Here is a 14,619-nt window from a genome sequence, read left to right as displayed (position 1 = left end):
TGTCCCCCCTGAGACCTTTAAGTGGTACGACGTGGTGTTGGAGATTTCCGAGACCCTACGAGACCGTAAGTGAAATCTCATTATGCTGCCCACGTAGAACTTACCATTCAATGCTTGCAGGCTGCAAAGAAAATCCATACCCGTTACAAAGGATTAACGTGCGCGTCTTTCTCTATTCACAGGATGAGGGCTGTGGAGCCAAGATGACATCCTTGACAGCCTGAGTTGTGGGCGTGACAGCTATTTGAGGCGTCGAGTGCTGAACGATGTGGCCAAAATTGAACTCCAAAGTAGTGCTCTCACCCGGCGCCAGCCTGATGGTGGTTGTACCTACACCGCGTTGGCTATGCCGCTGAGCGGCGAAGGGTATCTTGACACCGTCTCTTACAACTGTGTCAATATCTGCCTGAACTGGACCATAGGCTACAACGTTTGTTTGGACCGCACCGGCCGGAACACCGAACGCACCATCACCTGTCACGTACGCGGGGAGTGAAGTCGCTGCATCGGATGGTGCCGTATTTGTACTCGTCACCCTCACGGCCACCTCGCGGTAACCATCTCGTGTGCAGTCTTTGACCACCTGCACAGTTCGCTGCATCCAGTAGTCCATTTTGGCGCCTGTGCCGTCATTGAAATAGATACCGAACTGAGCTGGAGCGATGGCGGAACCAGAAATCATGCCGCCGAGTGGGTATCGTCCAAGCGTGTCCTGTTCTGCTGTGGAATTCGACCACAGAAGAATCCGGCGTTCCTCAACTCCCTTGGAAAGAGCGTCCATCAGTCGCTTAGCATCTGTAGTTCCAGAGGATAGGGCACCGAAAATTTCTTTAGCTGCGGCGGCGAAGTAGACGTCTTGAAGCCTCGGTTCGTCGATCTTTGCGTAAGCATCCGACAAAAGGGTCTGCACAACGTTCTTACTAGTTAGCTGTGCGGGCAACTCGGATCCGATCTGCTGCACGATAGGGTCCGTGATTGGCACTGGCCCAGTTGCTTCGAGAATAAAGCTCAGGGCGACAGGATCGAGTGACAATACTCCATCCAATTGTTCACCTGAACTTTTTTCCCACATTGCGCGAGCTGTCTTAGCCGTTGTGGCGAAGTCTGGCGTGAGATTGACGTCCTGCATGAATCTGCCAACGCGAGGGGTGTAGATGGCTTGCTGTTCAGCATCGATCGGTACCGGTGGAATAAAGGCTCCCAAGGCCGCGGCACTTGTCTGCGATTCGAGCTTAAGTTTGCCTTTGTCCACATGGATGACGGCCAGTGCGCCTGGAATCCCTCCAGTGGCCCGGGACTCGGCATTGTTTTGCATAAGGAGGAGATAGCGTCTCGGCCTCTCTGCACCAAGCATGTCAGGGGCCAATCGTGCGGCGTCTGCTGCCGAGTCGAGTTCGCTTTGGAGCGATGAAAGCTTATCCCTAGCGTCAATAAGTGGTTCGGAGACTTGGGGGAGAAGGTTTGCTGTCTCAATGTTGTTTAGACGGCGGGAAGACTCTCGAACCGCATGAGCTGCAGCCTGAACTTGCGGTTCTGCTGTTTTTAGTGGGGTGAGGTTCATGCCATCTGCCGAGGGAGCTAGAGACTTCCAATCGAGCGATTGAAATGCCTTCACAAGGGGAGCAGCTCCAAGGCGCGCCACATCGTCCGCTGAAATTGCCACTTCGGCGGCGGCTTGGAGGTTAGGTCCTACCCAAGGCAAGAGAGCAGTTGCTTTCCATACCGGGTCGTTGGCAGCATCGCGAGCGGCCTTCGTGTGCTGTACCAATGAATCAACGGTTGCAGCCGCAGCTGCGGCATCGTTTGCAGCTATGTCCTTCTTGAGGCTGGGCAGTAGCGACGTCGCGGCCTGCAACTCCGACTTCACGTTGGCCGCTTTCAAGCCAACCCACGAGGATACGCCCAACAATGCGATAGCCAGGGCAGCGGTCCAGATACTTAGCACAATGATCCGGCGCCGCAGTTTTCTCCGGGAACGCTTAGGCCTGCGAGCTGTGCCCTCGTCATCTGCGTTTGTGGCTTGTTGGTTTCCGCTCACTTGCTACGGCCGTCCCAGCCCACGATAGAGCCATCCCGCAGCTCGCCACTTTGCAGGATCCAGGACGTTCCGACCGTCGAGAATTCGTGGCGTCGCAACTGTGCCGGCCAACACATGTGGATCGAGCTCCCGGTACTCCTGCCATTCGGTCAGGAGCAATACGATGTCAGCATTCTGGAGTGCCGCTTCGACGTCTTGTACATATTGAAGTTCAGGAAAGCGACGTGCAGCGTTAGCCAACGCCTTCGGGTCGGTAACAGTCACCACTGCCCCTTGCAATTGCAACTGTGCTGCAATGCTGAGAGCAGGTGAGTCCCGGACATCATCGCTTTCAGGCTTGAATGCCGCCCCAAGTACGGTTACTCGCTTACCTAGCAGTCCGTCGCCGCATAGCTCGCGAGTAAGCTCGACCACCCTTGTCCTGCGTCGCATGTTGATCGCATCGACCTCGCGGAGGAATGTCAGAGCTTGGTCGGCGCCGAGTTCGCCAGCTCTAGCCATGAAGGCTCGAATATCCTTTGGAAGGCAGCCGCCCCCAAATCCGATCCCTGCGTGGAGGAACTTCCGGCCGATTCGGTCATCCATACCGATGGCGTCCGCAAGCCGCGTAACGTCTGCGCCGGCAGCCTCACAGAGCTCAGCCATGGCATTTATGAATGAAATCTTGGTTGCAAGGAAGGAATTTGCTGCCGTCTTGACCAGTTCGGCGGTGGGCAGGTCGGTCACCAGACGCGGAGTGCCGCTCGCAAGCGGCGACGCATACACCTCATCCAAGACGGCTACGGCGGCATGTTCCTCTGAGCCATCGCTAACTCCGTATACGAACCGATCAGGGTGAAGAGTGTCGTCGACGGCGTGACCCTCACGCAAGAATTCGGGGTTCCAGACTAGGTGCGCATCTGGTTGATGTTCTGAGATCAAGGATGCGAGCCGCGCGGCTGTCCCAACAGGCACGGTTGATTTTCCGACAACGAGGTCACCGGCAGCCAGGTGGGGAAGAAGCCCAACAGTTGCAGCGTCCACGTATGTCATGTCGGCACCGTTTTCCCCCTTCTTCTGGGGCGTTCCGACACAAATGAAGTGGACATCGCTGCCCGCTGCAGCCGCCATATCGGTGGTGAACGAAAGGCGTCCGGTCTCCTGAACGTCCTCGAGCAGTGCTTCAAGGCCAGGCTCGTAGAATGGGGCTCTCGCAGCTGACAGATCAGCAATCTTGCGGGCATCCACGTCGATTCCGACGACTTCATGACCTAGCTTGGCCATACAGGCAGCGTGGACAGCGCCGAGGTAGCCACAGCCAATAACTGAAATACGCATTCGATTGGTTCCTTCCGCAGTTCTCTGCGCGGTTATGTGCTAGTAAGCGCCTGTGCTGTGGAATACAGCACGGACTGTGCGGAGAATGATTACGAGGTCGCCAGCCAGCGACCAATTTTCGACGTAGTAGAGATCCAACCGAACCGAATCCTGCCAAGACAGGTTTGAACGGCCGCTGACTTGCCAAAGTCCCGTCAATCCGGGCTTAACCAGGAGGCGCCTTCGGACATCGTGCTCGTAAGCCTCGACTTCCCGGGGCAACGGCGGTCGGGGACCAACAAGGCTCATGGAGCCGGCCAAGATGTTGAACAACTGAGGAAGTTCGTCCAAGCTGTACTTGCGTAGGACTCCCCCAATGCGCGTAATTCGGGGGTCATCCTTGATCTTGAAGAGCAGTCCGTTGCCTTCATTGCGCTGCTGGAGCTCAGCCAAACGCGCTTCCGCATCTACGACCATGGAGCGGAATTTGAGCATTTGGAAGTGCTTTCCTTCCATGCCTACGCGGTCTTGTTTGAATAAAACAGGACCTTTGCTGTCGAGCTTCACAAGTGCTGCGATCACGAGCATCGGCAGCGCAGCCAAAATAATGAGAATCCCCGAAACCACTATGTCAAAAAGACGTTTGGCCACGCGTTGCCCGCCCTCGAGGGTAGGCGTCGTCACGTGGATCAGGGGGAGCCCAGCAACCTGCTGCGTGTGAATTCGCGGCCCTGCGATGTCTGTAAGTGCTGGTGCCATGATCAGCCCGACGTTTCGAGCTGCCAGTTCCCAGCCCAGATGGCGGATGGTTTGGGGATGGAGCTGCACGCCGGCAGAGACGGCGACCGCATCTGCATTACATTCATCGATGGCGGCGAGAACGGACGCTGTGTCTGCCTGATGGCCGAGAATTGGAAGCCCAGATTCGGGTTCGATGCTCGGAGTCTCGACGACGCCGGGAGTGTAGGCTGCCACGGGAAGATATCCCGAGTGCTTTGCTCCGTGGAGTGACGACGCTAGGTGTGCTACGGCACTTGGACCACCCAGCAGAAGAAGCCGGGACATACTGTGACCTTTTTGTCTTGCGACGCTGAGGTGTTGGCGGAGCAACCACCGGGCGAGAAGTAGCCCAGCCAACCCGACCGGCAAAGCTATGCCCACGTATCCTCGAGCTGTTTCGATTCTCAGTGAGTAGGAAATGATGGCAACAAGGCCAAAAAGCCACAGTGAGGCCGCTGCCACACGCTTGTATTCGTCCGGCCCGGCTCCGAGAATTCGGCTCTGTCGGCTGTTCCAAGCGCCCAGCATGAACCACCACACGACCGCAAGGGCAATAGAAACCCACACGTAATTGGGTTCCTGACCTGAAATGACAAAGTCAGGTTCGAATCCGAAACGAATTACGTAAGCGCCAACTACTGCCCAGATAATGACGAACGCGTCTGCAACCCGGAGTCTCCGGGATGCCTGTATTTGCCACGCCTTGTCGCGACTCAAAAGAGTCCCCCCACTTCCGGTATCAAGAACCATGAACCCAGCGACAACTAGCTACGGACTTGTCCGTGCTTTGAGCGGTACCAAGCGACAGTCGAACGGATACCTTCTTCAAGACCAATGGATGCTTTCCATCCCGCCTGGGCAAGATTGGATACATCAAGGAGTTTCTGAGGTGTGCCGTCGGGCTTTGACGTGTCCCACTCGATGTCGCCTTCGTATCCGACCGCATTCGCGACAATCCCGGCAAGGTCTTTGATGGTCACGTCAGAACCGGTCCCAACGTTGACTTGCTCCGGACCGTCGTAGTTCTCCAACAGGTGAAGGCACGCCGAGGCCATGTCATCCACATGAAGGAATTCGCGGCGAGGTGAGCCCGACCCCCAATTCGTGACGCTGGAGACGCCTTCTGCTACAGCCTCGTCGTACCGACGAATAAGGGCTGGAAGGACGTGCGATCCCGTCGGGGAAAAGTTATCGCCAGGTCCGTAGAGATTAGTAGGCATTGCAGAAATCCATGGCAAGCCGTACTGACGGCGGATCGCTTGCACATGCATGATGCCTGCGATCTTCGCTATCGCGTAGGCATCGTTTGTAGGTTCCAGATGTCCGGTAAGCAACGAATCTTCACGGATCGGTTGATCAGCAAACTTTGGATAGATGCATGAAGATCCCAAGAAGAGTAAACGTTCTGTACCGTGTTCGCGCGCAGCATCAAGCACGTTTACCTGGATCCTCAAGTTGTCGCTGAGAAAATCCACAGGGTATGTGCTGTTGGCGAGGATGCCGCCCACTTTGGCTGCGGCCAAGGCTACGTAGCGAGGCTTGTGTTCTGCAAAGAAGGCAAACACATCGTCCCGATTTTTGAGATCGAGTTCGGAAGAAGTTCGTCCGAGCAAACGTTCGAAACCCTCTGCCTCCAGCCTGCGCCAGATTGCAGAACCTACGAGTCCTCGGTGACCCGCCACGTAGAAACTTGCATCCCGGTCAAGCGGACCAGGCCGGAACTCAACTGAATCGGTCATCAGCTCTTCCAACTCTCAAGGTCCACCGTGTCGATCCAGTGGTTGCCAGCGTGCTTAAGTGCTTCGATATCAGCATCTACCATGATTCGAGCCAGTTCGGGCGTTTCGACGGTGGCTTTCCAACCAAGCTTTTCGTGAGCCTTCGATGCGTCACCAACAAGGGCATCGACTTCGGTGGGACGCAGGTAGCGCTCATCGAAACGAACGTGTTCTTCCCAGTCCAAACCTGCATGCTCAAAGGCGATCTGCAGAAAATCACGAACGGTGTAGTTGCCGCCAGTAGCCAAAACAAAGTCGTCAGGCTCGTCTACCTGAAGCATTCGCCACATACCCTCGACGTATTCTGCGGCATAGCCCCAGTCGCGGACGGCATCGAGGTTGCCCATGTAGAGAAGGTCCTGCTTTCCAGCCTTAATGGCTGCGACGGCGCGGGTGATCTTTCTCGTCACGAACGTTTCGCCGCGACGCGGCGATTCGTGGTTGAACAAGATTCCGTTGACTGCAAACATGCCATAGGCTTCGCGGTAATTCTTCGTAACCCAGTAGCTATAGACCTTTGCAGCACCGTAGGGAGAACGCGGGTAGAAGGGCGTTTCTTCGTTCTGGGGGGGAGGCGTCGCCCCGAACATTTCCGATGAGGAAGCTTGATAAAATCTTGTGTTAATTCCGGACATCCGCACTGCTTCAAGTAGCCGGATGGAACCGATGCCGGTGGTGTCACCCGTGTGCTCGGGTTCGTCGAATGACACCCTCACGTGGGACTGAGCCGCAAGGTTGTAGACCTCGTCAGGCCTAATTTCTGCAATCAACGTCACCAAACGGGCACCGTCGCTTAAGTCACCGTAGTGCAGGAAGAGTTTTGCGGTCGGGTCATGAGGATCAACATATAGATGATCGACCCGCGCTGTGTTGAATGTCGAAGCCCGTCGAATAAGACCGTGGACTTCGTAGCCCTTCTTGAGAAGAAGCTCGGCCAGGTACGACCCGTCCTGACCAGTGATACCAGTAATTAGCGCGCGCTTTACCATGGATCCCCCCATTAGAGAATTTGTGCGTTGAAGAGTCGGGTGGGCCTAGCGGCTCCGTGTCGAGACGATGCTCGACAGGAACTCATCATAGTGGGCGATTGCAGTGTCCTCGGACAATGTGACTTGCCGAAACCTAAGGCCGTTGGCGGCCATGTCCTGTTTTTCTTGTGTTTCTTGGGATAGCCGTTCGAGTTCCTCTACTAATTTTGCGGGAGAGGCTGCATCGACGCGCAGGCCACCCCCTGAGGCGGCTATTTCTGCGGCAGTTACACTCCCATCGTCTGTTGCGGCAACTACTGGTACTCCAGCGTTGAAATAGGAGGTGAGTTTGCTTGGTACGGCCATGTCTTTGACACCGGGCAGTTCGTTGACAAGCAAAAAGTCAGCCGCGGAGAGCGCGACTTGGAATTCATCCCCGGGTAGAGGATCCAAGAAGTCGATCCGCCGTAGACCGGAGGCCATTTCCTCAAGCTTCCGCCGCTGGTTGCCGTCACCCATGAGCACGAACTTCAGTCGGCTGTCAGATTCTTCCGCGATACGAGCTGCATCAATGACGTTTTCCAGACCTTGCTTCATTCCCATGTTGCCGGCGTGCAACACCACGACGTCGTCCGGCTCCCAAGCCAATCTTGCGCGCATTTCTTGCTGCCCACTGACAGGAGCAGCAGGCAGGTGTGTCCAGTTCCTGATTACTTTCACTCGTTCCGGCGCAACCGAAAGTGAATCTACGATGAAGTTTTTGAATCGGTCGTGGATCGCGGCAACTCCATCCGCTCCCTGAAGGATTGCCGACTCGAAGGCGCCCATGAGTTTGGCTACAAGACTCCCACCTGACCTGGTCTCCACGATGCCTCTGCTGTAAATGTCCTGTACCCAGAGTCCTACTGCGGGGCGGTTTGGTCTCAGTCTGGTCCGGGCGATGGCCATCCCGCTCGAAAATAGCGCTGGGCTCACCACCAGTACTGCGTCTGGCTTGTTCCACCTGGCGAACATCACACGTAGCCCAAAGCTCAGCTCCATATGCATGCGATTGACGAGGGTTGGTTTCCTGGGGACGTAGTGCCGGAGCCTCTTAACGCGTACTCCATTTACGAGCTCCGAGCGCACCCAACCAGTGTATTCGGGGCTGCGTTGCCACATCGGATAATGTGGGTAGCCGGTGAGCACGGTAACTTGGTGACCTGATGCGGCGAGCCCCTCTGCCAAGCTCGTCGTGTAGGGCGCGTTGCCTGTGGGCTCAGGGGAATAGTTGAGTCCTATGATTGTGACTCGGAGCTTGGGATTGTTCACAGTCAAAGAATATGCTGACTCTGTCACAGTTGTGTAAACAACTCTACATATTTGTTGAGAGGCGCAATGGACGCATCAGAGAAAACGGCTACGGGCGCGGCTCCGGACGTACCTGTAATCGACTTGGCAAGCGCTCCGGGGGAGCGGGCGGCTTGGAGTCGTCCTAAGTCACAAATCTATCTTTGGGCTATCGCCGAACGGCTCCTGGTCACAAATTCCTGGCAGATCAGCTCCAGACTACGTACCGCCGTACTGCGGAAGTTCGGGGCTAAGATCGGCTCAAACGTCACTTTCCGTCCGCGCACTCGCGTGTCGTTCCCCTGGAACCTGAGTATCGGCGATAACTGCTGGATAGGTGAAGGTGTTTGGTTTCACAATCAGGACCTTGTAACCGTTGGAGATAATTGTGTTATTTCACAAGAAGCCTTCATAACTACCGGGAGTCACGCCCTTCGTACCGACATGGCCCTGATGACCAGTCCGGTCACAATCGAATCCGGTGCGTGGGTAACTTCCCGTTGTATGGTTCTGGGTGGCTCGACTCTGGGTGCCTCGTCCGTGGTAACCCCCAATACAGTTGTGCCGGCGAAGACCGTCGTACCTCCCAATGCCATCTACGGAAGCCCGAACCGTCCTCAGGTTCTGGACCACCGCTTCGCAACGAAAAGTGACCGACCTTGAAGTCTGAAACATCTCCCAGTCAGTATGCCCTCTTTCTGGCCGTGCTTCCGAAGTATCGTCAGGCTTGCATAGACAGCCTTATAGGTTCGTTGGGTGACGACTTGAAAATACTCGTCTCCGAGAGTCACTTGGACGAAACAGTAAAAACTGGAATCTCACCGGAGCTGTATCGCAGAGTCCCTATGGCTCGATTGTTGCGCAAGAAGTTCTTCATTCAGGGGGGCGTCCAAAATGTAGTGGGGACTCCGAATCTGGTGCTGGATCTTAACCCTAGGAGTCTCTCATCATGGTGGCTCCTTGTGGTGCGAAAGGTACTGCGTGGTAAGCGCACCTTGGTTTGGGGGCACATCCATCCTCAGGCGGGCTCGGATGCCAAGACTGCACCGCTGCGACTAGCAATGAGGCGGCTCGCTGACGGAACAATTTCGTATACCTACAGGGATAGGGCAAAGGCATTGGCCGACCTGCCAACGGAGCCCGTCTGGGTTGCCCCTAACTCTCTGTACCCGCTCGACTTGATGGTGCCACCCGCGACGCCAGGTCTTCAGCGTAACTCTGTTCTTTATGTCGGACGCTTTGAGCCGGCCAAGAAAGTTGATCTCTTGGTGCGTGGTTTCGCTATAGCTGCCGCCTCCCTTCCTGAGCTCCGCCTCACCCTCGTAGGGGGTGGCAGTGAGCAGGCGAAGTTAAAGGATCTGGTCAATCAGCTAGGAATAGAAGAAAAAGTCAACTTTGCTGGCTGGATAGATGAACCGGAAGCTCTGAAGTCTCATTACAGTACTGCGATAGCAACGACATCGACTGGCTTTGCTGGCCTGGGGTTGACCCAAAGCCTTGGCTTTGGTGTGCCCATGATTGTGGCAAGGGACGAAAACCATTCCCCTGAAATCGAGTTGGCCGACTCTGGCGGCGTGACTTGGTTTGAATCAGATTCTGCCGAGGCCCTGGCGGAATCGATCCGTGAAGCGTGGCACAAACGTGAGCAACTTCCCAATGCGTCCATTAGCGAATTCACGAAGAAACGATATTCCGCTGAGGCGATGGCTGACGGACTCCGTACAGCACTCCAAGGCTTACCCCAATCCCTTCCTGACTGAACGGACTATGCCCCAATATGACACGATCGACTAGGTCTGCTATTCCACGTCCCCTGACTCGAGCCGCGCGCCGTCTGCTGACGTTACTTGCCACGCGTGGAAATGTGACCCACGGCGACAACTTCAGAGTCGGTCGGGGTGCCATTGTGTCGCCTCCGCACCGTCTGGAGATCGGCTCTGATGTTGCGATCGGCCCGAGATCAGTAATCCAAGTTGACGGCAAGTTTGGCGACTTTGTCATGATCGGCATGCATGTGCAAATCATCGGACGCAATGATCATGCAATTGATGAAGTCGGAGTGCCCATGATCCACGCGACATGGGTGGGAGACCGTGCCCAGGAACCTAGGGACCGTGTTGATATTGGGAACGACGTTTGGGTTGGTGCGTCGGCTATCATCCTTGGTGGCGTGACCGTCGGGGAGGGGGCCGTGGTTGGAGCTGGCTCAGTTGTCACTAAGGACGTGGCACCCTATTCCATAGTCGTGGGCAACCCGGCCAGGAAAGTTGGTGACCGTTTTGCGAGCGGACTTGATGAGAAGCAGCACAGCGCGGCAATTTCCCGCGCATGATGCGACAAGGTTCGTGAGCAAGCGAACGGCGACTATGGGTTCGCCGTTCGCCCTCGCTCACGAGTAGTCCGGAACTTTGGATGAAATGTAATTTCCGAGGGCAGTGCCAGCGGCTTTCGCCGAGTTGCCCAAGTCTTTGCGGTCATCTTCGGTTCGGCCTAGGAACGCGAAGTCCGGGTCCTCTAAGACCAAGCTGTCGAAGTCAACCCAAGGCTTCAAAGTCGTGGGTATCTTGTTCTGTTTCTCTTCGTGGAGTGCAACTGGGAAGGCTTGGTGGGCCACTCCGAACAGCAGGGAGTGCAGGCGGTTGCTAACTACCGCATGGGAACGAGAGTAGTAATGCTCGATCACTTCTTCTTGCTCGATGTGCGTCCTGTTTTCCCAGAGAACGGCCTCTATGCCCAGAAGCTTGCTTAGGTCCGCATGACGTTTGTCGTCGCGGCGTACCTGGGTAATTAAGACGGGCTTCAGCCCGCGCGCATGGCTCTCGCTGACTAAGGAAGCTAAGCCGTCAAGGTTGACGTCACGATCGCTTCGGAATGACAGAGCAACGATATCCCGTTCTGCAGCAACAGTGTCGTTGTCTAGGGATGCATTGCGAAGGAAGGCCATATCCGGCATGACGTCAGCGGAACGTCCGAGTACAGGCGCGGAAGCGGTATCACGCATCGCGTAACTGGTAGCCATGGCACTCAATGCCCGCTCAAGCGCAACTGAAACACGTCCGGAACCTCGAAGCGAACGTCCAATCACGCTGAGCGAGCCACCGCGAATCCGTACAAACGCGCAAAGACCGAGAACCGCAGCAGCCTTGGCCAGTGACTTTGGGGAGTCCGTGAGGATGTGTGGCCCAGGTGCATAGGCCAAGCTAGCCCGTCCTAGAAGAGCATTGCGCATTACCGCTATCTGGAACGCCATGGGATTCGAGATGACCTTAGCGCCAGGCGGCAAATGGAATGCATCTATGTACGTCTGGGGCATGCTTCCAGCGAACACAACCAGATCGTATCCGCGCTGCAAGAACTGCTCGATAAGTTGACGTCGGATTTCGACGTCACCCAGATTATCCGACTGTGCTGCAATGCTGATGTGTAGTGTCTTTGTCATCTTTTCCTCAAGAAGTTAGGCGCGCTTTCTGAACCAGGCGAGTATGCCGATCGCAAGGATTAGGGCCTGAAATGTGAACGATGCGGCAAGGCCTGTAGCTGCCCCGATAGCACCAAACTGAACTGCACCCACTGATGCGCCCAAAAGGCACACAACGGTCGTGCCGACTGCAGTTTTTGCGACAAACTTTTGTTTTCCGACACCTTGAAGGATTGATCCGAAGAGGGATGCGGCGGCCGCAAATACGAGTCCACCGATTGCTAGTTGTATGGGTACTACTGCACCACTATAAGCGTGACCCAGGAACGTAACGACAAGCCACGGGGTAAAAACTATGATCGCCGAGTAGAGAATGCCTAAACACAGGCACACTCCAAGGGTAAGTGCGACCAAACGACGAATCCCTCGTGGACTTGCCTTAGCCGCAGCAGGCAGGATGACTGTAGCCAAGGACGTGGATAGAATCCGCATCGGCCCGGTCGTCCTACTGGCCACGCCATAGAGCCCCGCTTGAAAAGGGCCGGCCACTGCAGAGACTATCGCTGAATCCAAATTTCTGGCCTGAGTTCCTAAGGAGTTAATCCAGTATGGGCGAGCAATCGAAAGAATATGTTGGCGGCCATGCTCGATCCTACGAACCATAAGCAAGCCCGCCACGTAACGCCTGACGGCAACGGACGACGCTAGGGAAGCCATCGCGAGCGACACAGAAAACGCAAGGATGGCTGGGACGTTGAGGGCAACCATTGCTGCGTAAAGGCCAAGAGCAGCCGTTCTACGAAGTACAAGATTGACTGTATTGACCTTCGCGTCGCCGTCCGCCAAAGGGACCCCCAGCCACGTGTCCGCCTGGCGCTCAGCGCCAACCCAGACAGCGAGGGGCAGCATCATGAAAAATACTGGGTTCAAAAAGAGCCCAGCGCCAAGGAGGAGCACCGCAGCAGCAGCCGACAGATAGAGGGCGTTTACATCGGCCAGTTTCAGGGCATCCGTGACGATGGGATTGTGCTTTTCGGAAGCTCGTTCTCGGACGATCAATGTGGAAAGTCCAAAATCAAAGCCTGTTTGGATTACGGTAGCAATGCCGAAGGCAGCTCCAAGGAGTCCAAATTCCACAGGTCCAGCGTTACGGGCAACGAGGACAAATGTAACGGTCTGTAAAAGCGCTCCAAGTACCCGGCCCGCAGACACCCATAAGAACTGTCCTGCTATTTTTCGTCTGGTCACTGGCCACCGGCCGGCATGTCACCGAAGGTAATTCTGCGGGGCATCACGCGGCTCCCGGACAAGCCTGTTGCCCTGCCTGAAATAACCGGCCGCGGATGGCCTGCGCTATTCAGGACGGTGGCTTGTGCGCGCATAGATGTCGGCGTCTTCCGGTTCGCCGCCGCCGATGAGTCTGCGCCCTGCTGAACTTTGTGCCTCAGGCGCACCTGCTGAAGCTTTGCGCCGATTGTTGCGAGCAGTCCGGTTGGATTCTCGGATCTCCGTCGCGTCATAGGTCGTGTAACTGTACGCGTATGCGTCTGGGCCCTTAGTGGGCAAACGGTTGAGGACGACTCCCAGCAATCTAGCCCCTACCATCTCCAATGATTGAAGGGACTTCTGAAGGACATGATGGGTCAGTTTTTGTGCCCCGACGACCATGACAACACCATCAACAAACTGTGAAAGCACTGCAGCGTCCGTGACGGGTAGAAGTGGGGGCGCATCGATAATTATTGTGTCAAATGACTGCCCGAGCCGCAGAAGGAGCTGCTGCATTTCCTCCGAGCCGAGAAGTTCGCTCGGGTTGGGAGGGATCTGGCCGGACGTGAGCACGTAGAGATTTTCGTCGCCCCAAGGCTGCAAGAGATCCGCTACATCGGCCTCAGCGACCAGGGCAGTTGTTAGGCCTGCGTTTCTGTCCAGGCCGAGATATGTGTTGATCATCGGTCGCCGGAGGTCAGCGTCAATAATGCAAATTGTCTTGCCGGCCTGCGCCAAAGAAATGGCCAAGTTGGTAGCGGTAGTGCTCTTGCCCTCTCCGGGCACCGAGGACGTGACGAGGATTGTTTTCGTTTTGCCACCGACGTTGGCGAACTGGAGATTCGTGCGGAGCTGCCTAAATGACTCTGAGCGGTGAGATTGGGTCGCGGATTGCGTCAAAAGCGGTGTCTTAGCCGCCTGAGGATCGAAGGAAATTCCACCAAGAACAGGGGCGTTAGTGACTCGACGCAGGTCAGCTTCACCGCGGATTCTGCTATCCAAGGTCGACCTCAGAAGGGCGGTTCCGAGGCCCACAGCAAGACCGAGAAGTAGGCCAACGGCCAAGTTCACGCGGACATTAGGCGCGGAGGGCTGGGCTGGCGCCACAGCGGGCGTGACGATGGACAGCCGGATCGGTGAAACACCGTCAGTGGAGGGTTTTTCCAGATTCTCGACTGTCCGGATGAGACTGTCACCTACAGCCTGAGCAATTGCTGCCGACTGAACGGGTGATTGGTCCGTCACCGAGATGTTGATGAGAACAGTGTTGAGGTCTGTGGTCGCTTTGATTCTTGATGCCAACTGGACCGGGGTTTCATCCAAGCCAAGACTGTCAATAGCTGGTTGAAGAACCACAGGTGTTGTTGCGGTTTTAACGTATGACTGCACGCGCGCCTGGCTGAACGTGTTTCCTTGCTGCAGTTCCTGCACAGACCCCGAGTTCTGAATGGCAACAAAAAGCTGCGTCTCAGACGTGTAAGTGGGCTTGATGAGCACAGTTGCTATGCCTGCACAAAGTAGCCCCAAGAGCGTCAGCGCCGTTATCAGAATCCAGTTGCGCCTAAGAACGCTCAAGTAGTCACGAATTTCCAAAGTCTGGGTCCCCTTGTTTTTGCGGTCGTGCTTTAGTCAGTAGGCGCTTCCCGGCCACATCCAGCGTACGAGTCCTGATCATTGTAGCGGTCGTCGGTGTCACGAATGTTTCATCTTCGTTCAGCACATGACACAAAATGACGGGTTCGT

General features: G+C 55.8%; 10 protein-coding genes and 1 pseudogene. 2 read left to right on the top strand and 9 right to left on the bottom strand.

Going from position 1 to position 14,619, the window contains the following annotated elements; translation table 11 throughout:
• Positions 1–172: 172 nt before the first annotated feature.
• The 6 genes from AC6CH8_RS20740 to AC6CH8_RS20715 form a co-directional block, all read right to left on the bottom strand.
• Positions 173–1,867 carry a DUF4012 domain-containing protein gene (locus tag AC6CH8_RS20740; protein WP_498192137.1) on the bottom strand — a complete coding sequence of 565 codons (1,695 nt, stop codon included), beginning with the start codon at positions 1,865–1,867 and terminating at the stop codon, positions 173–175.
• Positions 1,868–2,041: 174 nt separating this feature from the next.
• Complete coding sequence (locus AC6CH8_RS20735) at positions 2,042–3,355, bottom strand: UDP-glucose dehydrogenase family protein (RefSeq protein ID WP_309074500.1); 1,314 nt, start codon at positions 3,353–3,355, stop codon at positions 2,042–2,044.
• 39 nt (positions 3,356–3,394) lie between these two features.
• Positions 3,395–4,831, bottom strand: coding sequence for a sugar transferase (locus AC6CH8_RS20730; RefSeq protein ID WP_309074516.1), 1,437 nt, complete (start codon positions 4,829–4,831; stop codon positions 3,395–3,397).
• Between the two features lie 47 nt (positions 4,832–4,878).
• Entirely contained in the window at positions 4,879–5,853 is a 975-nt protein-coding gene (locus AC6CH8_RS20725; protein ID WP_309074501.1) for a GDP-L-fucose synthase family protein, read from the bottom strand.
• Positions 5,853–6,881 (bottom strand): GDP-mannose 4,6-dehydratase, encoded by a 1,029-nt coding sequence (gmd, locus tag AC6CH8_RS20720; protein WP_309074502.1) that lies wholly within the window; start codon positions 6,879–6,881, stop codon positions 5,853–5,855. Before gmd ends, AC6CH8_RS20725 begins: the two co-directional genes overlap by 1 nt.
• Positions 6,882–6,926: 45 nt before the next feature.
• Positions 6,927–8,171, bottom strand: coding sequence for a glycosyltransferase family 4 protein (locus tag AC6CH8_RS20715; RefSeq protein WP_498192136.1), 1,245 nt, complete (start codon positions 8,169–8,171; stop codon positions 6,927–6,929).
• Between the two features lie 677 nt (positions 8,172–8,848).
• Between AC6CH8_RS20715 and AC6CH8_RS20710 the strand changes: the two genes are divergently transcribed.
• Positions 8,849–9,949 (top strand): glycosyltransferase, encoded by a 1,101-nt coding sequence (locus AC6CH8_RS20710; protein WP_498192135.1) that lies wholly within the window; start codon positions 8,849–8,851, stop codon positions 9,947–9,949.
• 362 nt (positions 9,950–10,311) lie between these two features.
• Positions 10,312–10,521 (top strand): annotated as a pseudogene (locus tag AC6CH8_RS20705) (DapH/DapD/GlmU-related protein); the annotation flags it as partial.
• A 57-nt stretch (positions 10,522–10,578) separates the two neighbouring features.
• On the opposite strand, the gene AC6CH8_RS20700 reads toward AC6CH8_RS20705, so the two are convergent.
• The 3 genes from AC6CH8_RS20700 to AC6CH8_RS20690 form a co-directional block, all read right to left on the bottom strand.
• Positions 10,579–11,628, bottom strand: coding sequence for a polysaccharide pyruvyl transferase family protein (locus AC6CH8_RS20700; protein ID WP_498192133.1), 1,050 nt, complete (start codon positions 11,626–11,628; stop codon positions 10,579–10,581).
• A 15-nt stretch (positions 11,629–11,643) separates the two neighbouring features.
• Positions 11,644–12,819 (bottom strand): lipopolysaccharide biosynthesis protein, encoded by a 1,176-nt coding sequence (locus tag AC6CH8_RS20695; protein WP_498192201.1) that lies wholly within the window; start codon positions 12,817–12,819, stop codon positions 11,644–11,646.
• A gap of 141 nt (positions 12,820–12,960) precedes the next feature.
• The gene (locus tag AC6CH8_RS20690) at positions 12,961–14,469 is read right to left on the bottom strand and encodes a tyrosine-protein kinase domain-containing protein (protein ID WP_498192132.1); all 1,509 of its coding nucleotides are present in this window, start codon (positions 14,467–14,469) and stop codon (positions 12,961–12,963) included.
• Positions 14,470–14,619: the final 150 nt, after the last annotated feature.

The sequence above is a fragment of the Paenarthrobacter sp. GQ52 genome (assembly GCF_059759005.1).
This window is presented reverse-complemented; position numbering and strand designations above follow the sequence as displayed.

Bases quoted from the DNA above. Each gene is read 5' to 3' on its own strand.
- AC6CH8_RS20735 (WP_309074500.1), bottom strand. From the start codon at position 3,355: ATGCGTATTTCAGTTATTGGCTGTGGCTACCTCGGCGCTGTCCACGCT.
- AC6CH8_RS20725 (WP_309074501.1), bottom strand. From the start codon at position 5,853: ATGACCGATTCAGTTGAGTTCCGGCCTGGTCCGCTTGACCGGGATGCA.
- gmd (WP_309074502.1), bottom strand. From the start codon at position 6,881: ATGGTAAAGCGCGCGCTAATTACTGGTATCACTGGTCAGGACGGGTCG.
- AC6CH8_RS20700 (WP_498192133.1), bottom strand. From the start codon at position 11,628: ATGACAAAGACACTACACATCAGCATTGCAGCACAGTCGGATAATCTG.